Raw genomic sequence first — 17,504 nt, 5'->3', positions numbered from 1 at the left:
GTTCGATAGCTCGTAAGCTATCGATTTCACTCGAGTGTCCCGCGATGCTTCTGCATTATTGACGAAAGATCGCCATTGGCGCCCGATTTGCAACTGTCGAAAAAGGGGTCGAAAAGCCCCTAGCGTAAAGCGAATGCCCGAAAAGTGACAAAAGTTGCGAATTCGGGGCATTCAAGCTCAAGGCCTCATTTGCGTGACCTACAAAACCCCAAGTCGCAGTTAATCGATGTGATTTTCGCGAGCAGAGATTGGGGTTTTCGGCTCCCATTTTCCTAGAAATGGAGCGTTTTGCGCCCCCGAACTCGCAACTTTTGTCACTTTTAGCCGTTTTGGTTTACGCCAGGTCGTCGTCGGCAAGCCAACTTAGGCTTGTTTTGGTCCGCTCGAGCTGTTGCCCGGCTCGTTCCGACAGGGCATGTTGCTTTCTGTGGACCCCATCGCAATGAAGGAGTTCCATTCGCAAGAGCTTTTGCTTTGCGTAGAACGTTGCGGGCTTCGCGATGCGCACGCGCTTTTTCGCGGCGGCGGCAATGTGCGCCGCGATTTTATCCATCTCGGTTTTTGAATTCAGTTGGGCCGAGGTGAGGGTTATGACCCGGAAACCCGAAGCCGTAAAGGCATTTTTGCGTCGTGCGTCATTCGATATTCGCGCTTCTTGATTATGAAAAGCTTTGCTGTCGTATTCAACGATAATCTTGGCTTTCGGCCATGCGATATCGGGCTCAAGTCGATCGATCCCCGCCATTTTGCGAGCCTTGGGGCTCAGCGTGATTTTACGATTGAGCCGGGCGCCCGAAAGAGAATATCCTCCTCGTTGTTGGGGAAGGGTAAACAGGAGGATGGTCGCGGTTTCCATGGGCGAACGCGAGCGATCGTGGGCATATTTTGTCGCCTTGGCCGCTTTCGCGACTCCGGTGAGCCCTTTTGCGCGCTGGCAAAAGGCGGCGATTTTCGCGACGCTTGTGAGCGGCGCGCGCTTGACGAGGGGATTTTCGAGCGATTCGTTGATGGTAAAGAGTCCGCAAAACTCGCAGATGATGCAAACGAGCTCGGTGAACGACAACAGGGGCGCAATTTGGATGATGGTGAGTTCGGGAGAAGTGATGCGCTGTTCGGGAGATATTGAACAGACGGAACCGAACGGCAGCTCTTGATATGCGACGTGTCGCACTGCGGGTTCGTTTGTGCGCTTGTGCTTTATGGAGGTGAGGCCATGCAAAGGGCGCGACAGGACGCTCGTGTTGACGAGCCAATCGAAATCGGAAACTGCGAAGCTTGGCGGCGCGATGGTCGTGCGGCTCGGCTTGGGCACAATGAAGCCGGGCGTGCCAACGTGGCGCCAATATTCGAACGCCGAGATATGGGACAGAAGACTCGTCATGCGGCCTCCGTTTCGCAAAAAGGTGTCTGCATTGTAGCGCCTGTCGGGGTCGGTGGCGAGAGCTTGCGGGGGATTGGCGTGATTTCGGGGGGCTTGCCCGTTGACCGGCTTGACCGATGGCCAGGTTGCTCAATGGCCGACTTACATCGCACGGGGCCTGGTCGCGTTCATGGTTGTTTTTGGGCACCCGCAGTGTTCGGGCTGTTTGCTGTACGAGACATTTGGAAACTCAGAGCGAAGATTGCTCCGGAAAACGAAAGTGCCTTCGAGTGCGATGCTGGTGTTAAGATGAGTAAATTTGAAGCGCCGATTGACGTAATCGGTCGGCGCGGCTCGTTGAATAAGGGGGAATCATGGAGGTTCTTATGGTCAATGGCAGCCCGAAGTCGAAGGGCAATACGGCGGCAGCGCTTGCCGAAGTTGGCGCCGCGCTTGAAGGCCACGGCATCGAATGGGAGGTGTTTCAGCTGGGCGCTGCTCCCGTGCGTGATTGCATTGGTTGCGGCAAGTGCGCCGAACTCGATTGCGCGTGCGTATTCGATGACGATATGGTCAATGGGCTAATCAAAGCTGCCCAGTAGGCCGATGGCTTCATATTCGGCACACCGGTGTATTACGCGCATCCCACCGGCCGTATTCTGTCAGTGCTCGACCGCGCGTTCTATGCAGGGGGTGCGGCATTCGAGCATAAGCCGGGTGCGGCTATCGCCGTGGCTCGTCGTGGAGGCATCACGGCATCGTTCGACGTGCTCAACAAATATTTCACTATCAAACAGATGCCTGTTGTGGCGTCGACCTATTGGAATGGCGTGCACGGACGCGTGCCAGGCGAAGCTGCGCTCGATGAGGAAGGCATGCGCACGATGCGCAATATCGGCCACAACATGGCATGGATGCTGAAGTGCATCGAGCTCGGCCGCGAAAACGGCATCGAGCCGCCCGTTGCCGAAACGGGCGCCATGACGAACTTCATTCGCTAGGAGCTTGCGGGCGATTTTGCGGGTATACGCGTGAGGCGGTACTGGGCGCCTCACGCGCGAGGTGAATTGAGTGAGTCGGCCTGGCGGTAACAGCGACGAACGATTTAACGTGCCCGATGAGACGTCCATGAATCTGTCGCACTAGATGCCGATTGTCCCGGTAGCTATGGCTGGCTTTCGCAAGGTATTTTGAGCGCGGCCATGGCGCCCTTCGGCATTCCTTCTGGCATTCGACGGTTGCGCTTCGCATTTTGCGCAGCTTTCGTTCTATATCTCTGCAATTTTATGGTGTTTGGCGGCTTGCGCCTGCGCCTGGCGAACGCCGGCATAGGCGCGATGCCTCGCGAAGAAGAACAGCGCAATCATGGTAGTGCCGGTGACGATCCAGGTGATGGGATAGATGTTCATGAGCGAGGTATAGTCGTTCATCGACGGGAACACCCAGAAAATGAACGCGATGCGCAGCAGGCACGACCCCACGATAACCACGATGGTAGGCAGCACCGACCAGCCCATGCCGCGCATGGCGCCCGCGGTTACCTCGTAGGTCGACGTCATGCATTCGAGCAGCTCAACGTGCCACATGCGAATGGTGCCGTAGCCAAGTGCGCCGGCCTCGGTCGTGAACGCTCCGAGCGAAATATTGCCCAGGCCGACGAAGATTGCGCTCAAGGTAAGGGCGCTCAGCACCGCAGCCGCCATGCAAATGCGCACGATGGAGTCGCATCGCTTGAGGTTGCCCGCGGCGAAGTTCTGCCCGATAAACGTCACGGCCGCTTGCGAGAACGCGCTCACGAAGAAGTACGTGTAGTACTCGTAGTTCATAGTGGCCGCTGAGCCTGCGGTGGAATCGGCGCCAAAGCTGTTGATTGCCGCTTGGATAATGACGTTGGAAAACGAAAAGACCATCGACTGAAGGCCTGATGGCAGGCCGATATACAAAACCATCTTGAGCGCTTTGCGATCGACGGCCAGGCGGCGCGGTTCAAGGCGGAACGCGTCTTCCTCATGCAGCAGCATCCGAATGACGATGGCCGCGGAAAGCGCGTTCGAGATGTCGGTCGCAATCGCGATGCCAATGACGCCGGCATTGAAAACGGTGACCGCGATTACGTTGAGTACCACGTTGAGCAGCATGGCGGCAGCGAGCGCGTACAGCGGGCGTCGGGTGTCGCCTTTCGCGCGCAGCACAGCCGAGCCGAAATTGTACGCGAGGAAGAATACGCTGCCCGCGAAATAGATGCGCAAGTACCACGCGGCCTCTTCGGTTGCCTCGGCGGGCATGCCGATGGCGTCGAGGATAGGTCCGGTAATGAGCATTCCAACGACGGTAAGCAGGGCGCCGCATACAAGCGTGAGCACGGCGGTCGTTTGCACCGCGTTCTTCACGAGGTCCATGCGCCCGTGACCGATTCGAATGGCGATTGCGACGTTCGCGCCGACTGACAGGCCTACGAAAAGCCCGATGAGCAGGGAAATAACCGGTGCAACGCCGCCGACGGCCGCCAGGGCGCCGCTATTGATGAATCGTCCGGCAACAACGGCATCGGCGGAATTGAACAGCTGCGAGATGATTGACGAAAGCGCCAGCGGAACGGCGAATATGATGAGCTTGCCCAAAAGGGGGCCGTGCAGCATGTCGATGCTGTTCGTCCTTTTCGGCTGTGCGGGGGTTTTGGTTGCTTCGAGTTCGGGCGAGGCGGAGGCGGTGTTGTCTGTGGTGCTCATTGACGCTGGCGTCGCTTTCCGCGCTTGAGGCGCTTTGTTTCGAGTGTGTTTCAGGTGCTCAAAGGGTATAACACTTTTGCCTGGTCAAGGGGCAGCGAATACACGAAGCGCACACGCAACGCCCGCAGGTCGCACAAACGTTGCGCCACGATGTCGCTTAAGATTTCGAAAAATGCGTGCCGTCTATTGAAGCGTGAGCGCGTGCTCCTCTTCCGCAATGTCGCTTTCGTCGAATTCGTAGTCTTTGCCAGGTAGAATCGCATTCAGAATGATGCCGGCGAGCGAGCCGATGGCCAGGCCCGAGAGCGAAATCACGATGCCGGAAACCTCGAAGGTGATTGCGCCGGCTGCGCTGTAGGCGATGCCGATAGACAGCACGAGCACGATGGCGGCTACGAGCACGTTGCGGCTTTTCTGGAAGTCGACGTGGTTTTCGACGAGATTGCGCACGCCGACGGCCGAAATCATGCCGTAGAGCACGAGCGACACGCCGCCAATCACACACGAAGGCATGGCGCCAATCACGGCGGCGAATTTCGGGCTGAATGAAAGCACGATTGCGCAGCACGCCGCGATTCGCACAACGCGCGCATCGAACACGCGGGTTAGCGCGAGCACGCCGGTGTTTTCGCCGTAGGTGGTATTGGCGGGTGCGCCGAACAGCGAGGCCAAAATGGTGGCGAGGCCGTCGCCGAGCAGTGTGCGGTGCAGGCCCGGGTTGGCGATGAAGTTGCGCTCGCACGTGGAGCTAATCGCCGAGATGTCGCCGATGTGCTCGATCATCGTGGCGAAGGCGAGCGGCATGATGGTGATGATCGCGGTAATGGCGAGGCCTGCGTCGAAGCCAGGGCCAAACAGCGAGAACACGGTGTTGTCCCAGCTGAAGGGCAGGCCGACCCATGCGGCTTCGGCTACGCCCGAGAAATCGACCTCGCCCATTGCGGCCGCGGCGGCGTAGCTTACCACCACGCCAATAAGGATGGGGATGATCTTCACCATGCCGCGTCCCCAAATATTGCAGACCACAATGGTCGCGATAGCGATAATCGCCACAATCCAGTTGGTGGAGCAGTTCGCAATGGCCGAACTCGCCAGGATAAGGCCGATGCAAATAACAATGGGACCCGTAACTACGGGCGGGAAGAAGCGCATGACGCGCGCGGGGCCGAATGCGCGGAAGAGCGCCGAAAGCACCAGGTAAAGCAGGCCGGCGCATGCGACGCCGAGGCATGCGTAGGGTAGAAGTTCGGCCTCGCCGTTGGGAGCGATGGCAGCGTAGCCCGCGATGAACGCGAACGACGAGCCCAAAAACGCTGGCACCTTGCCCTTGGCCAGAATATGGAAGAGCAGCGTGCCCAGGCCGGCGAACAGCAGCGTGTCGCTTACCGAAAGGCCCGTGAGCACCGGCACCAAAATGGTGGCGCCGAACATCGCGAACATGTGTTGGATGCCCAGCACAAACATGCGCGGCTTGCCAAGGGTGGTCGCGTCGTAAACGGCGGGTGGGGTTTCGGACTCCGAAGTGGCGCGGGCGGTATCGCTCATGGTTTGCCTTTCTGGAAGATTTCAAATCGTCTTATGATAAGGCTTCGAGGGGCTGCTCGTTCATTGAAATACGGTTTTTCGCGCGTCAATTCGGCCTAGGGCTATTCCCAGCCCTTCCATACATCGGGCTGATAGCCGACCGTGGCTTGGCGTCCGTTGCGCACGATGGGTTCGCGCAGTATTTGCTGGTTTTCGAGCACTTTGTCGAATTTCTGGTCGGCACCGAGATACTGCACGAGTGCAACCGTGTCGGCGTCTTTGGCCGACGGGTCGATGAGTGCGTCAATGCCGCCAGCGGCGCGGGCAACGCTTTCGAGCTCGCCTTTGCTCAGACCTTTTTCCTTCAGGTCGACGAACTGGAACTTCACGCGGCGTTCCTTGAAGTAACGCTGCGCCTTTTTGGTGTCGAAACTTTTCTTGGTGCCGAAGATTTGGATGTTCATGTTCGAGCCTTTTCGGTCGAGCAGGTGCTTCTCCTGCGGATATGACAAAAAACAATGCCGCCAGTATAACTTTTCGTCGTCGTTTGTGGCGCGAATGGGGCGTTTGGCCTAAGTCCAATACGATGCCAACATACTTTTCACGGTTTGGGCGAAATTGGCCAGGAAGGGGTGGGCCAGGTTGTTGCGGACTAGCCGGCCCACCTAAAAAGAATCGATTATGCAACAAAAGACCAGGTGGAAGGGAAAGTCGCGCTCGAATATCCCTTCTGGCTTATGGCAAGCAGGCCGATGGCGGTGAAGAGCGCGAAGCCAGGCGCAAAACAGAAGGAAAAAGCTCGTGGGCTAAAGGGCGACGAACTCTTCAGGCGCGGCTTTCATGGACACGTTTCTTTGAGAAAGCTTGAACCCAATTCCTGTCGGACCTCGGCTACTTCTGCGCTATTTCTTTTCCAAGTGCTTTGCTTCGTGCTCTTCCGCATGACCCTCTTCGTGTTCTTTCATGACGACATGAACCACGTCGGGGCGCTGCTTGGCCATGTACACGTGGCGGTAGTCGGTGTGCGCATGCTCGCGATGCTCGTGCATGTGCTGCGACACGATTTCTCCCGCGTGGTGCGGGTCGTGGGCGATTTCGCGCACTGCATCGATGGGATGGCGGTCGGCGACTCCGTAAACCGCGCCTGCGAACAGCGGCATGATGAACACCGTCACGGCGCCTGCGGCGACCATGATGGAGGCCGAGCTTGCGTCGATGGACCCGTTCTTCACGCACAGCGAGGTGACCGCAACGATGATCGGCAGGGCCGTGGTGCAGTAGAGCGCGACCGAAATACGTTCGTGCATCGTGTATTTCGTACGCGTTTTGGGCATTGAAAGCGAGATGATGATGGGAACCGTGCGCACAGCGAGCAGCAGCGCGACGAAGCGCGCGAGCATGGCCGGATCGGCCGCGATCGCCGAAATATCGATTTTCGCGCCCGACACAATGAAGAACAGCGGAATGAGGAAGCCGAAGCCAATGGCGTCGAGCTTAGTCTCGAGTGACACGTTGCCTTCGGGCGTGATGTATCGGAGTACGAAGCCAGCCGCGAACGCGCCGAGCACGATGTCGATGTCGAACAGCGCCGAAAACGCCACGAGGGCGACCAGAATCATGATGGTGCCGCGCACCGATGTTTGCGAGGTGGTGTTGGCTTTTGCCTCGAGGAATTTGTAGAGGCGTGTGCCGTTTTTGCGGGCCATAGCGGGCACGAGGGCGGTGACGACGCACAGGATCATGAATGCGGCGAGAATCGCTGCATTCTGCCAGTTCGTGCGCGTGGAGAGCAGCACCGCCATGGCGAGCACCGGGCCGACTTCTCCCCAGGTGCCGTATGCGATGACCGCGCGGCCGACTTTCGTATTCATGAGCTCGCGCTCGCGCAAAATGGGCATGAGCGTTCCGAGCGCCGTGGTCACAAGCACGATGGCCATGGGAACCACTCCGATGCCGCCGATGGCCAAATTCGGATGCAAGAACACGAGCGCCAGCGCGAATGCGAAGGTGACAAGCCACGTACGCAGGCCCTTTTTGCCTTCGGTGCCCGTGAGCATTTTCGGGTTGATTTCGTAGCCTGCGAGCAAGAACAAAAACGCGAGGCCCAAATCGGAAAGCAGCGTAATAGGCTCGGTGAGCCAAATATGGTTCATGCAGTTCGGGCCGAGGATTGCGCCGAAAGCCAGAAGAAGAACGGTTTCGGGAATGGGCTTTTTCGGAATTGCCTGCGCGATAACGGGTGCCACAAATGCGACAACCGCAATAATTGCGAGCGAGATGAAATCGTGTGCCATAAGATGCTTCCTGTTGTTGGACCCTATCGTCCCTTGTCAAACATGATAAGCATAGGCGTTTTTGAAGCGTCTTGGGCAAAAAGCGTGAAACGTCGCTAAAACGATGCCTTTTGCGCCAGCGATTGAATTGGACAGGGGAAGGTAGTTGGGAAGGATGGGCCGACCTCGCCATGGCTTTTGCTCGAAGCTCGGGCCAAACGTGCCGTCACCGCATCGTGCTGCATAGCGACAGTCGTTCTGAGGCGGGGTTTGCCTATCGCCTGCGTGCCCAGCGTAAAGTGAAGTCGTGGAATGTGACAAAAGTTGCGAATTCGGGGGCGTTCATGAGGCTGCGAATCAATTTTGCGCCAGCGAACGGTTTGTTTTGAACGGTAAATGGCTTGTTTCGCTTGCAAGAATCGCTCTAAGCGCCACCGAATAAGCGATTTCCAGCGAATTTGGCGCCTTAATGCCCCCGAATTCGCAACTTTTGTCACTTTTTAAGGGTTTCGCTTACGCGAATATTAAAACATACCCATCTGACCTGGGGTTTCGCGTTTTCATATCCCAATTTATCCCAAGTGTCCTCTTTTTTCGGCATACGCGGCTGCGAAGTCCTCGGCAAGCTGCTCGGTCGACGGGCGCAGATAATGGTTCCCCGTCACGCCCGGCAGCTTGTGCCCCATGAGCAGTTCGAGCGTGGCATATCCGACGCCCCATTCGAACTGAGCGAAAGTTCGCCACGAGTTGCGCAGGTTCGCGAACGGTATCCCGCCGAGCCTTATCCACATCCTCCTCGCTGCGATTTTGCCCATCGGCTTCGCGCCCATCATGCACAGCCACTCGAAGCCGTCGGCCGCTCGCTGGTCGCGCACGCGGAAGAGCGCGTCGCAGTACGGCTCGGGCACGATGGCCTCGCGCACGCTCTGCCCGTTCTTCGTGCGCCAGGCTATTTCCCCATTCAGGTTTCCAACCTGCTTGTCGATTGACGCGGCGGCGAAGCGCACGCCGCCCGCCTGAATCTCGCGCACGTCCTCGACGCGCACGCCGAGCGATTCGCCAGTGCGGCAGCCGCCGAAAGCCGCCAGGATGTACGCCGCCTCGTACGGCATCCCCTCGATTCGCGCGAGCATCGCCTCGGCCTGCTCAAGCGTGTACACGTCTTTCGAGCGGCGCGGCGTTTTGCGCGGCATCTCGTATTCGCGGCGGAAAGGGTTGGACGGGATTTGTTCCAGGTTCACCGCGAAGTCGAGCGTACGGCGCATCACTATCATCGAGTTGTACGCATTGCCGTATGCCAGCCCGTCGAGCCATTCCTGGACGTCCAGCGGCTTCACCTGGTCGATGGGCACGCCGCCCCACCGCGGCGCGCAATAGTTCTTCCAGGCGCGCTGGTAGTTCTTCGGCGTGCCGCTCTCGCTGCCGTCGTACTTGCGTTCGAGCCACGGCAGGTAGCGGGCTTCGTAAAGCTGGCCGACGGTCGGCGCGGCGCGCTGGTCGCACCTGGTTGCTTGTATCTTCGCCAGCTCGTTGCAGGCCTCGCGGTAGGTGCCGTATACGGTCCTGCTCCTGCGCTTGCGCCCGATCGGCGTGTTCTCCACCCAGCGCAGCACGTACTTCTTGCCGCGCGTCATTTCGGTTACGGAACCCCAGGCGCGCCGCCTCGCTTTTCGTGGCATAATATAACCGCCTTCCGTTATTCGGTTGGTATATTGCGAGCCTCGCGCCAGGGACTGCACTCCCGTATGGCGCGGGGCTTATTTTGCTTGTCTAGCTTTTCAGCTTCTTTACTGCCTTTTCGAAATCGTTCTCGTACGTCGCATCCTGCAATTTCCGGTATTCATCGAATCGCTCGTGCGCGATTTTGTCGGCCGTCTTCTTGTTGCGGTCGCCCAGCCCTTTCAGCACTTCGCGTCCATTGAATGTCAGGAACCCGTCGAGCAGCGCGACGCATTCCTCCATGCTCGTGAGCTGTTGGCGCTCGGCGCGCATCTCAGCGGTGTCGAGGAACATCGTGACGAGACGGTTGAGGTCGCTAATCTCCTTCTCGGTTAGATAGTTCTTCGCTACGGTCACGTCGCTGGAATGGATCGGGCCGTCGGGCGAGCCTTTCCATGACGTCAACCCCATATGGGGAAGCGCCGGGTCTGACCTCCGCTGCACGATGCCGGCAGCCGTGTCGCCGGTTACTGCATAATGGAGCTTGTTCTGAACCGTCGCATAGAACCTCCGCGCTATGTCGCTGTTGCGGTCGTAGTCGAACGTGCATTCCTGGAAGATGTCTGTAATCTTCTGGTACACGCGTCGCTCGCTCGCGCGGATGTCGCGGATGCGCACGAGCAGCTCGTCGAAGTAGTCCTTGCCGAACGGCGCGCCGTTCTTCAGCATGTCGTCATTAAGCACGAAGCCCTTTGTAATGTATTCCTTCAGCGTTGCGGTCGCCCACTGGCGAAACTTCGTTGCTCGCTTCGAGCTGACCCGATAGCCCATCGCAATGATGGCGTCGAGGTTGTAGAAGCCCACGCGGTAGTTCTTCCCATCGGAGGCAGTTGTCAAAATTTCTTTGACAACTGCCTCCTTGGCCAATTCTCCTTCTTTGAATATGTTGCCCATGTGGTAGCTGATTGTCTGCTTCGTCGTGCCAAACAGCTCCGCTATCTCCTTTTGGGGCATCCAAAGCGTTTCGTCCATGTACCTGACTTGCACGGGCACGTTTGCGCCGTCAGACTGGTAGAGGATTATCTCAGCCTTTTGCTCGTCTCCCATCTTTCCTCCTAAAAACGCGAAAACCGCCTTTCGGCGGTATCGCGGATTGCGACGGACGTACCGTATCGCAACCTGATCACGCCGATAATTCTAGTGTGACAGACGCCTGTCCGTCAATTTCCTTGCGAGGCGAATCCTATATAATGGCCGACAGCGAAGCGAGTTCGCGACTGCGGCTCGGCTGGGTTCCCGAATGGGAGCAGCGGGCGCCGCCCGCGAGAATCCCTTGTCGGCCGCCGCTTCGCAAACCACGGAGCGGGGCGCGAACGGAGAGATACCTAAGCTACCCGCTCCCTTTGTATTCACGCGCCTCTTTCCCCGCGGTGTATAATCGCTCGTATATCTGCGAAACAGAATGCGAGGCTATCTTGGAAATCTATCCCTTTCTCGATGACAACCCGGTTTACCTCGGCGAAGAGCTCCGTTCAATCGAGCGCGGCGACACCGTTCGCGTGGTGGAAATCGGCCGCAGGCTCGAAGCGTGCAGCAACGGGCAGGTCCCGACTGCCAGGCTCGAAACAGTGAAGCAGAATGGCCTGCCGCCGTTCGAAGCACGAATCACGAAGTGCGAATACGGCTACGTCCTGCGCGATTACATGGCAATCAAACAGAATGCGAGGCAAGCATGAAAATCTATGACGAGCGCACCGGCGGCGAGATTCGACTTCTCGACGGACTGCGATCGCGCGAGCGCGGCGACATGGTGCAGGTGGTCGGCCTTGGCGAGAAGGTCAAGTTCGGCCGGGTCGTGCCGCTCGTCCAGCTGCAACAGGTGGGCAACCCCATGTCGCTTTTCGACGGTTCAACGGTTACCGACGAAGCCGGCCGCCACATCCTCGCCGGCTACGACAAAGATGCCCTCTAACCGATGGACATTTGGCGAAACAAAAAGGCCGAAGGATTTAAACGACCGCCCTTGCGGACGCCGCTACCTTCGGCTCGATTGCTTTTGATTGTAGCAAACCGAGCCTAGATGTGCCTATTCTTTATCGGGTTCAATTTTTCCTATCACCCATAACACCGTACGGCCAGTCGTCCAAGGCGGTCTAGATACTGCCACCTTTATCTTATCGCCAGGTCGAAGCTTGTGCTTTTTTGCGTCGTAGTCGTAAATCATTCCATAAAGTGCCCCCGTATTGTCAACCACCGCGAATTGGCCACTGCTACTCCATTCAAGGCCGTGTCCATCCTTAATGTCTCTGACGCGTACGATGCTTAGGGCTATTGTGTCCGCTGCAATCTCGGATAGAAAACCGGCGAGATACGTTTCGCATCGAATCCGGCAGGCGTTTTCGACGTTGTAATCGAGGAATATATTGCCCTTGGGGTCGAAACTGCCAATCTTGCCGTACTCGGTTGTGTAAAGCCACGTTCTTTTGATCTCGAGCACGTCGTAGTCGTATTGGCTGCGATGAGCCTCGTCATGGATTTCGCGTACCGAATCGTTGCCAAACAAGAGTCGGAAAAGTCCCACTTGTACTCATCTCCTAAAACTCCCAATCGAACGGCAGCACGTAGTAGACGACGCGGCCTATCACCGTGATGGTCTGCGTCTCTGGCTCGTTGTAGTTGTATGTCTTCGTCTCGTAGGTCGGGTCAGTGCTGTCTGGCACGAGCTGGAATCCGTTGTTCAGCTTGCGCACGCGCTTGATGGTGGCGTCGTAGCCGTTCACACACACGGCGTACGGCGCCCCGTCGCGTTCCACGGTTTTGCACGGGTCGATGAGGGCGTAGCTTCCGTTGGGTAGCACTCGGTTCATGCTGTTGCCCTCCACCTTCAAAAGGAAGGCGTTGGGGTGCAGCTCGTACACCTTGGCGGGAATGGGCTGCGTGTTTTCGACCGGCGTCATCTCGATGGGCGTGCCGGCGGCAATGGCTCCGTACAGGGGAACGTCCACCATGTTGTTCGATGGAATGGCCACGTTATCCATTCCCAAAAGGTACGTCAGCGTTACGCCTAACGCCTCGCTAATCTTCAGCAATACGCTCGATTTAACGTCATTGCTGCCGCTCTCGTAACGGGCAATCTGTTGCTGCGTTGTGCCTATCTGCTTTGCAAGCTCGGCTTGCGTCAACCCTTTCGCCACGCGTGCTTCGGCAATCTTGTAGTTAAACACTGGCACCTCCTTACTCGGTTGAGTTGTATTTTCCCACACAAAAATGTTGTTTACAAACACGGAAATGTTGTTATAATAGCAAACATCAACACACGGAAATGATGTTAGGAGGCTAAGTTGAGAACCAAAATGCGACTGGCCCGAATATCGAAGGGCCTCACGGCGAAGCAAGCGGCGCATCTTATCGGGGTGCATGAGAATGCCATCCTTCGATGGGAGAGCGGAGAAGCTGAACCACTTGGCTCGAATCTGGTGAAGATGGCGAAGCTGTACGACGTGTCGCCATATGAACTGCTCGAAGAATCACCGGAGCACGTCAACGCTTAGCAACGCGCTGCATTGAATTCCTGCCGCCGCCGGTGGGCGCCCATCCCGAGGCGCTTTCGCGTGAACCTCCGGCGCCGCATGGCCGGGTGCAGACGGCCACGGGGCGGGCGCCGACCGGCGGCGGCATCGAAACGGAAGGAAAGGAGGATGCCGATGCTACATCCCAAGCCATTCCGAGCGGTGCTCGCGGATTTCGGTGACGTATTCGGGGCTGATGTGTATGGGGAACCGGTCGCTTGCGGTTCTAGGGGACCAGAAAATGCCCTTTTCCGCCAAAGCGGCGGCCGCGTTAAGGCGAGGCATATCGGCCACCGTCACGATGCATTCCCCGTTATCCAGCGCCTCGGCCACGAGCTTCTTGCTGGATTCGGGCATGCACGAGAACGTTCGCGCAAGCTTGTCGAGCTTGGCGGCGCGCTTGCTCGTCAGGGCATCGTAGTCGGCCTGCAGGTCGGCGAGCGCCTGGCCGGATTCGGCGCGGAGCTCTTCGACGGCTTGGCCGTAGGCGGCCTGCGCGGCGGCGAGCCGCTTGGCGCACGAAGCCTTCGCCGACTCGATTTCGGCTTCAAGGCGCTCGCGCTCGGCCTGCAGCTCCTTTCTGGCTCGGCGCTTGGCGACGGCGTTGCCGATGCAGGCGCCGAGGCACAAGGCGGCAACCGCCAAGGCCGCGGCGGGAGCCGGGTATTCGGCCGCCATGCACGAGCCTTCGCCGAGCAAGGCGAAAAGGGTCGCGCCGCTGAAGCCGAAGAAAGCGGCTATGCCGAGCGCGTTCTGCTTGAGGTATTGGATGGCTTTCACGGCTGCTCCCTGGAAGGTCGGTGGTTTCGATGAGGCAAATCATAGCATGCGCCGCGTACGCGGGCGCGGGGCTGGTAATCGGCTGGCTCGCAAGCGGGGCATGGCGAAGGCGTTAGGGGGTTTCGATGGATCCGGATTTGGCGTTCGCGCTGTTCCTGCTGTGCGTGTTCCTGTTCGGAATAGGTTTCGGCGGGATGCTGGGCGGGAAGTGAGGCGAGCCATGGATGACGCGGCGTTCCCGGCGGGAGAGACCCGCCGTGAGTTCGACAGGGGCGTCGTCGTGGTGCACGCGGCGCGCGACGTGCCGGCGGCGTCAATGGCGGAAAGGAGGACGGAGATGGAAGGGCAATCGCAGACGTACTACACAATCCCGCAGCTTGCCGAATTCTGCGGCGTGCCGAAGTCGGCGCTCTACGCGGCGGCGCGCAGGGGAGACCTCAAGACGGCGATGCCGAAGGGGTGCGAGCGGTTGACGCTCGTGAAGATGGAATGGTTCGAGGAATGGATCGGAGTAGGCGAATGATTCCAGGAAAAAATAACGCGCCCAAGGTTGGTAGCCAGGCTGGCGCGGCCTTTGAAAGAAAACGCCGCCCGGCGGCCAACCGGGCGGCGGCAGTGCTGGCCCCGCAGGCGCGAGCCTGCGGGCATCGCGGGCAGAGGGCGGTTGCTGACCCGCCGTTTTCCACGAAGGGCTTTTTGCCATGCTGCGCACGGCGCTAGCCCGCATCGCCATTCCTCGCCGGGGCGCGATTAGCACCTCCAGATTGCCTGGGCCGTGCGGCCTTCGGCCTATGACGCTTGCCGGGCGCCCGACGCTGGAGTTCCGTCTCCCCGTGGCGATGCGACGCCGCCCGGGGTTCAGCACCCCCGGCTTTGTCCATCCGGCTTATGCGGAGCCACCCGCAAGGCCCAGACGACTCACATGGGCCTCGTGCTCAAAACGTTGGCCAAAAAGACCACCTCCAACGAATCAGAGTGTGTTTTGGGCGCGTTCGATGTTAGTGCATGGTACTTCCCGTTTGTAAACGGAATGGAAACGGAAAGGTGTCGGATGTCGTTGAAAAAGCGAAGGGCCTACGCGCTGATGACGCAGGAGCAACTGGCCGAGGCGGCGGGCATATCGTCTCGCACCGTTAAGAAGATGGAAGCCAAGGGAGTGGGCGGTTCGCCTGCGCGGCAGGTTGCGAAGGTTGCCCGGTGCCTCGGGTGCACTGTGGAGGATTTGATTGGAGAAGAAGATGAAAAAAAATAACGCGCCCAAGGTTGGTAGCCAGGCGGGCGCGGCTCAAAAAAGCACCGAAGATTCTACCACGTTCGCCGACGATGCGCGATTCGCCGCGCGGGCGCTCGGCGCGGGCGAGCTGTTCGAGGGCGCATCGACGCCCCGCCGGCTTTTGGGCTCGCTCGGAATAGCCATGGCGGGCGTCGGCTGGGTGCTCCTGCTGGGCATCGTCCTTTAGAGGTCCGGCATGGGATTTTACCTGCAAGACGACATGTGGGAAGGCGCGTCGGTGCTCCCGCGCAAGCAGCGCGACGAGGTAGTCGGCGCTCTCGCGCAGCTCTATTTCGACGGCACGGAAGCGCCGCTCAAGGGGGCCGCGCTGGCCGTCTTCCTCACATGCAAGGAGCGCGTCCTTATCGCGAAATCGCGCTCCGAGGCGTCGTCGCGGCCGAAGCCGCGGGCGAATCGAAAGCGGAACAAAACGAAATCAAACGCGAATCAAAACGATATCGAAAGCGAATCAAAATCGAGCCTTCCTATTAAAGAGGGAGAAAGAGATAGAGAAGAAGACACTGACGTGTCTTCTATCCCCCCAAACCCCCCGGAGGGGGACTCGCGGGAATTCCGCGCGCTCGGCTTCGTCGACCCCGACGACCTGCCGAGCGACGAGCCGGGCGAGTTCGAGCGGTTCGCCGCCGAGTGCATCGACGCCTTCAACGCCGTCACCGGCAAGGACTACCGCTCCTCGGGCGGAAAGGACTGGCTCGACCTTCGCCGCATCTACGACTCGGGCCGCACCGTCGCCGACGTGCGCAAGGTCGTCGCGGCGAAGCAGGAGCAATGGGCGGATTCCGACATGGCGAAGTTCATACGGCCGTCGACGCTGTTCGGCGCGAAGTTCGAGGAGTACCTCAACGAGGGCGAGGGGGTGGCATCCGATGAATCGGATTGGGACTTCGATTGACGATATCACCGAGCGCATCGCGGCAATCCGCGCCTCGATAACGCCCGAGCGCCAGGCCGAAATCGACGCCGCGATCGCCGCCGAGCGCGCCCTCGAAGCGCGCCGCAAGGTGATCGCGGTGGGGATGCCGAGCATCTTCGAGCGCACTCCGTTCGACGTCGCGCCGGCTCGCGCCCGCCGATGGGCCGAGAGCGCCTGGGACGGCTCGCCGCGCAACCTCGTCGTGATGGGCGATTCGGGCGCGGGGAAGACCGAGGTCGCATGCGCCATCCTGGCCGAATCGGTGGCGCATCTTCCGAACGCGTTATGTCGATTCGCCACCTTTGGCGACGTGCTGCGCAGCATCCGCTCCACCTATGACGACGTGTTGCGAAGCGAGTGGCAGGCCATTGGGCAATGGGCGGGCTTCCGAATTCTGTGCATCGATGACCTGGGCAAGGAGAAGCCGACCGCCGACGCGCTCGAGAAGATGTTCACGGTGCTCGACGCGCGCTACCGCTCGGGCAAGCCGACGCTTTTCACGACGCAGTACCAATCCCCGAAGGAATTGGGGCATCGGCTCATGGAGAGCGGCGGCGACAAGCCCACGGCGCAGGCGATCGTGCGCCGCGTGTTCGGCGGCGGGGAGTACCAGGCGGAAGTAGTGCGATGTTAGGAGCGAAATGAGGATTTGGGTAGTGAGCACGGGCAGCGGCCCCGTCGCGGCGTACGACAGCTTTTCGGCGGCGCGCAAGTACGCCGCGTCGCTGAAGGCGGCGGGAATCTCGATGGTGACGGTCAAGTCCGTGAACCTCCACAGCGTCGGGGCGATTTGATGGCGACCGCCAGGCGGAACAAGCGCACGGGAGCCTGGGAGGTCCGCTGCTACGCGGGCATCGACCGGGCCACCGGAAAGAAGCGAAACCTTTCGCGGACCCTGCCGCCCGACGCCTCGGGGGACGAGGTCGCGGCGGCCAAGGCCGACCTCGACAGGATCGCGGCGTTCTGCCGCAGCGGCGGAGTTTCGTGGACGGTGGGCGGGCTGCTGCGCTACGACCTCGAAAGACTCCCCGCTTTGGGGTTGAGCCCGACGACGGTCGACGGCTACGCGAGCTACCTGCGCTGCTACATCGAGCCGTACGTCGGGTCGATGCCGGTGGCGGACGCGCGGCCGTACGTCTTCAGCTCGCTTCTGCGGCGCATCGCGACGCGGGGCGGCAAGGACGGCAACCCGGTCTCGCCCGCGACCGCGCGCAAGGTGCTCGCGTGGCTCTCGGGCGCGTTCGGGCGCCTGGCCTCCGAGGGCGTGATAGCGCAATGTGTTTCGTCAAGAGGATTTGAGCAAAAAGAGCATCGGAAATTGAGCAGCCTGAGCATCGGAAGTGCGCACGCTTTCTGAGCGGCTAGCCCTCCTGCATGAGGGCATGGCGGACGCGGTAGGACTC

The 17,504-nt window shown here is 59.5% G+C and carries 20 protein-coding genes and 1 pseudogene; 11 read left to right on the top strand and 10 right to left on the bottom strand.

From position 1 onward, the window contains the following. Positions 1-334 precede the first annotated feature (334 nt). Positions 335-1,312, bottom strand: a complete 978-nt coding sequence (locus DMP05_RS06740) for a DUF559 domain-containing protein (protein ID WP_161957491.1) — start codon at positions 1,310-1,312, stop codon at positions 335-337. Positions 1,313-1,734: 422 nt separating this feature from the next. Here DMP05_RS06740 and DMP05_RS10160 point away from each other — a divergent pair. Next, positions 1,735-2,361: pseudogene (locus tag DMP05_RS10160) on the top strand (flavodoxin family protein). A gap of 267 nt (positions 2,362-2,628) precedes the next feature. On the opposite strand, the gene DMP05_RS06730 reads toward DMP05_RS10160, so the two are convergent. The 6 genes from DMP05_RS06730 to DMP05_RS06700 form a co-directional block, all read right to left on the bottom strand. Beyond that, positions 2,629-4,089, bottom strand: coding sequence for an MATE family efflux transporter (locus DMP05_RS06730; protein ID WP_123219723.1), 1,461 nt, complete (start codon positions 4,087-4,089; stop codon positions 2,629-2,631). Between the two features lie 183 nt (positions 4,090-4,272). Further along, positions 4,273-5,634, bottom strand: coding sequence for a uracil-xanthine permease family protein (locus DMP05_RS06725; protein WP_123219722.1), 1,362 nt, complete (start codon positions 5,632-5,634; stop codon positions 4,273-4,275). A 101-nt stretch (positions 5,635-5,735) separates the two neighbouring features. Further along, positions 5,736-6,077: an arsenate reductase family protein gene (locus tag DMP05_RS06720; RefSeq protein ID WP_114615905.1), complete on the bottom strand. Its 342-nt coding sequence runs from the start codon at positions 6,075-6,077 to the stop codon at positions 5,736-5,738. Positions 6,078-6,515: 438 nt separating this feature from the next. Next, positions 6,516-7,907, bottom strand: a complete 1,392-nt coding sequence (locus DMP05_RS06715; RefSeq protein ID WP_123219721.1) for a cation:proton antiporter — start codon at positions 7,905-7,907, stop codon at positions 6,516-6,518. A 551-nt stretch (positions 7,908-8,458) separates the two neighbouring features. Next, on the bottom strand, positions 8,459-9,520 hold the full coding sequence (locus DMP05_RS06705) for a tyrosine-type recombinase/integrase (protein WP_123219719.1): 1,062 nt from the start codon (positions 9,518-9,520) through the stop codon (positions 8,459-8,461). Positions 9,521-9,656: 136 nt separating this feature from the next. After that, entirely contained in the window at positions 9,657-10,652 is a 996-nt protein-coding gene (locus DMP05_RS06700; RefSeq protein WP_123219718.1) for a virulence RhuM family protein, read from the bottom strand. Positions 10,653-11,020: 368 nt separating this feature from the next. On the opposite strand from DMP05_RS06700, the gene DMP05_RS06695 reads away from it, so the two are divergent. Both DMP05_RS06695 and DMP05_RS06690 read left to right on the top strand, forming a co-directional pair. Beyond that, positions 11,021-11,281 carry a hypothetical protein gene (locus tag DMP05_RS06695; RefSeq protein ID WP_148039706.1) on the top strand — a complete coding sequence of 87 codons (261 nt, stop codon included), beginning with the start codon at positions 11,021-11,023 and terminating at the stop codon, positions 11,279-11,281. Continuing rightward, entirely contained in the window at positions 11,278-11,517 is a 240-nt protein-coding gene (locus DMP05_RS06690) for a hypothetical protein (protein ID WP_123219716.1), read from the top strand. The genes DMP05_RS06695 and DMP05_RS06690 overlap by 4 nt, the downstream gene beginning before the upstream one ends. Positions 11,518-11,631: 114 nt before the next feature. Here the strand turns inward: DMP05_RS06690 and DMP05_RS06685 are convergent, their stop codons facing one another. Continuing rightward, positions 11,632-12,042 carry a hypothetical protein gene (locus DMP05_RS06685; RefSeq protein ID WP_148039705.1) on the bottom strand — a complete coding sequence of 137 codons (411 nt, stop codon included), beginning with the start codon at positions 12,040-12,042 and terminating at the stop codon, positions 11,632-11,634. 97 nt (positions 12,043-12,139) lie between these two features. Beyond that, positions 12,140-12,769, bottom strand: a complete 630-nt coding sequence (locus DMP05_RS06680; RefSeq protein ID WP_123219714.1) for a LexA family protein — start codon at positions 12,767-12,769, stop codon at positions 12,140-12,142. A gap of 129 nt (positions 12,770-12,898) precedes the next feature. Here DMP05_RS06680 and DMP05_RS10275 point away from each other — a divergent pair, with 129 nt between their 5' ends. Next, a complete protein-coding gene (locus DMP05_RS10275; RefSeq protein WP_123219713.1) occupies positions 12,899-13,096 on the top strand; it encodes a helix-turn-helix domain-containing protein in 198 nt (65 codons plus the stop codon). 156 nt (positions 13,097-13,252) lie between these two features. Here DMP05_RS10275 and DMP05_RS06670 read toward each other — a convergent pair whose 3' ends face one another. Beyond that, entirely contained in the window at positions 13,253-13,894 is a 642-nt protein-coding gene (locus DMP05_RS06670; protein ID WP_123219712.1) for a hypothetical protein, read from the bottom strand. 220 nt (positions 13,895-14,114) lie between these two features. On the opposite strand from DMP05_RS06670, the gene DMP05_RS09750 reads away from it, so the two are divergent. The 7 genes from DMP05_RS09750 to DMP05_RS06640 all read left to right on the top strand — a co-directional run bounded on the left by DMP05_RS09750 (position 14,115) and on the right by DMP05_RS06640 (position 17,458). Beyond that, positions 14,115-14,417, top strand: a complete 303-nt coding sequence (locus DMP05_RS09750) for a helix-turn-helix domain-containing protein (RefSeq protein WP_148039703.1) — start codon at positions 14,115-14,117, stop codon at positions 14,415-14,417. A 528-nt stretch (positions 14,418-14,945) separates the two neighbouring features. Next, on the top strand, positions 14,946-15,146 hold the full coding sequence (locus tag DMP05_RS09835) for a helix-turn-helix transcriptional regulator (protein WP_161957490.1): 201 nt from the start codon (positions 14,946-14,948) through the stop codon (positions 15,144-15,146). Further along, on the top strand, positions 15,121-15,354 hold the full coding sequence (locus DMP05_RS06655) for a hypothetical protein (protein ID WP_148039702.1): 234 nt from the start codon (positions 15,121-15,123) through the stop codon (positions 15,352-15,354). The genes DMP05_RS09835 and DMP05_RS06655 overlap by 26 nt, the downstream gene beginning before the upstream one ends. Before the next feature lie 9 nt (positions 15,355-15,363). Next, positions 15,364-16,080 carry a conserved phage C-terminal domain-containing protein gene (locus DMP05_RS06650; protein ID WP_123219708.1) on the top strand — a complete coding sequence of 239 codons (717 nt, stop codon included), beginning with the start codon at positions 15,364-15,366 and terminating at the stop codon, positions 16,078-16,080. After that, complete coding sequence (locus tag DMP05_RS06645; RefSeq protein ID WP_123219707.1) at positions 16,055-16,735, top strand: ATP-binding protein; 681 nt, start codon at positions 16,055-16,057, stop codon at positions 16,733-16,735. The genes DMP05_RS06650 and DMP05_RS06645 overlap by 26 nt, the downstream gene beginning before the upstream one ends. A gap of 7 nt (positions 16,736-16,742) precedes the next feature. Beyond that, positions 16,743-16,895, top strand: a complete 153-nt coding sequence (locus tag DMP05_RS09830; RefSeq protein ID WP_161957489.1) for a hypothetical protein — start codon at positions 16,743-16,745, stop codon at positions 16,893-16,895. Further along, entirely contained in the window at positions 16,895-17,458 is a 564-nt protein-coding gene (locus tag DMP05_RS06640) for a hypothetical protein (RefSeq protein ID WP_123219706.1), read from the top strand. The genes DMP05_RS09830 and DMP05_RS06640 overlap by 1 nt, the downstream gene beginning before the upstream one ends. The last annotated feature ends 46 nt before the right edge of the window (positions 17,459-17,504 follow it).

Source organism: Slackia isoflavoniconvertens, assembly GCF_003725955.1.
GTDB classification, from domain to species: domain Bacteria; phylum Actinomycetota; class Coriobacteriia; order Coriobacteriales; family Eggerthellaceae; genus Slackia; species Slackia isoflavoniconvertens.
This window is presented reverse-complemented; position numbering and strand designations above follow the sequence as displayed.

Bases quoted from the DNA above. Each gene is read 5' to 3' on its own strand.
- DMP05_RS06730 (WP_123219723.1), bottom strand. From the start codon at position 4,089: ATGAGCACCACAGACAACACCGCCTCCGCCTCGCCCGAACTCGAAGCA.
- DMP05_RS06725 (WP_123219722.1), bottom strand. From the start codon at position 5,634: ATGAGCGATACCGCCCGCGCCACTTCGGAGTCCGAAACCCCACCCGCC.
- DMP05_RS06720 (WP_114615905.1), bottom strand. From the start codon at position 6,077: ATGAACATCCAAATCTTCGGCACCAAGAAAAGTTTCGACACCAAAAAG.
- DMP05_RS06715 (WP_123219721.1), bottom strand. From the start codon at position 7,907: ATGGCACACGATTTCATCTCGCTCGCAATTATTGCGGTTGTCGCATTT.
- DMP05_RS06705 (WP_123219719.1), bottom strand. From the start codon at position 9,520: ATGACGCGCGGCAAGAAGTACGTGCTGCGCTGGGTGGAGAACACGCCG.
- DMP05_RS06700 (WP_123219718.1), bottom strand. From the start codon at position 10,652: ATGGGAGACGAGCAAAAGGCTGAGATAATCCTCTACCAGTCTGACGGC.
- DMP05_RS06690 (WP_123219716.1), top strand. From the start codon at position 11,278: ATGAAAATCTATGACGAGCGCACCGGCGGCGAGATTCGACTTCTCGAC.
- DMP05_RS10275 (WP_123219713.1), top strand. From the start codon at position 12,899: ATGCGACTGGCCCGAATATCGAAGGGCCTCACGGCGAAGCAAGCGGCG.
- DMP05_RS09750 (WP_148039703.1), top strand. From the start codon at position 14,115: ATGGATGACGCGGCGTTCCCGGCGGGAGAGACCCGCCGTGAGTTCGAC.
- DMP05_RS09835 (WP_161957490.1), top strand. From the start codon at position 14,946: ATGTCGTTGAAAAAGCGAAGGGCCTACGCGCTGATGACGCAGGAGCAA.
- DMP05_RS06650 (WP_123219708.1), top strand. From the start codon at position 15,364: ATGGGATTTTACCTGCAAGACGACATGTGGGAAGGCGCGTCGGTGCTC.
- DMP05_RS06645 (WP_123219707.1), top strand. From the start codon at position 16,055: ATGAATCGGATTGGGACTTCGATTGACGATATCACCGAGCGCATCGCG.
- DMP05_RS09830 (WP_161957489.1), top strand. From the start codon at position 16,743: ATGAGGATTTGGGTAGTGAGCACGGGCAGCGGCCCCGTCGCGGCGTAC.
- DMP05_RS06640 (WP_123219706.1), top strand. From the start codon at position 16,895: ATGGCGACCGCCAGGCGGAACAAGCGCACGGGAGCCTGGGAGGTCCGC.